1 pseudogene is annotated in these 794 nt (G+C 38.2%); it reads left to right on the top strand.

Annotated elements, in window-relative coordinates:
- Positions 1–794: pseudogene (locus tag DWX33_RS23030) on the top strand (tetracycline resistance ribosomal protection protein); the annotation flags it as partial.

The following is a 794-nucleotide window of genomic DNA, read 5'->3' as shown; positions in this document are numbered from 1 at the left end:
GATCGGTTTATCCGGTTTGCTCCCAAACATATATAAAGGAAGAATACAAAGAATTTGTATGCAACCATGACGACGATATATTAGAACGATATTTGGCGGATAGCGAAATTTCACCGGCTGATTATTGGAATACGATAATCGATCTTGTGGCAAAAGCCAAAGTCTATCCGGTACTACATGGATCAGCAATGTTCAATATCGGTATCAATGAGTTGTTGGACGCCATCTCTTCTTTTATACTTCCTCCAGAATCAGTCTCAAACAGACTTTCAGCTTATCTCTATAAGATAGAGCATGACCCCAAAGGACATAAAAGAAGTTTTCTAAAAATAATTGACGGAAGTCTGAGACTTCGAGACATTGTAAGAATCAACGATTCGGAAAAATTCATCAAGATTAAAAATCTAAAGACTATTTATCAGGGCAGAGAGATAAATGTTGATGAAGTGGGTGCCAATGATATCGCGATTGTAGAAGATATAGAAGATTTTCGAATCGGAGATTATTTAGGTGCTAAACCTTGTTTGATTCAAGGATTATCTCATCAGCATCCCGCTCTCAAATCCTCCGTCCGGCCAAATAAGCCCGAAGAGAGAAGCAAGGTGATATCCGCTCTGAATACATTGTGGATTGAAGACCCGTCTTTGTCCTTTTCCATAAACTCATATAGTGATGAATTGGAAATCTCGTTATATGGTTTGACACAAAAGGAAATCATACAGACATTGCTGGAAGAACGATTTTCCGTAAAGGTCCATTTTGATGAGATCAAGACTATCTACAAAGAACGACCT

Source organism: Parabacteroides sp. AF19-14, assembly GCF_003635485.1.
Classification (GTDB): Bacteria; Bacteroidota; Bacteroidia; order Bacteroidales; family Tannerellaceae; genus Parabacteroides; species Parabacteroides distasonis.
Note: the sequence above shows the minus strand (reverse complement) of the source record. Positions and strands in the feature narration are given on the sequence as shown.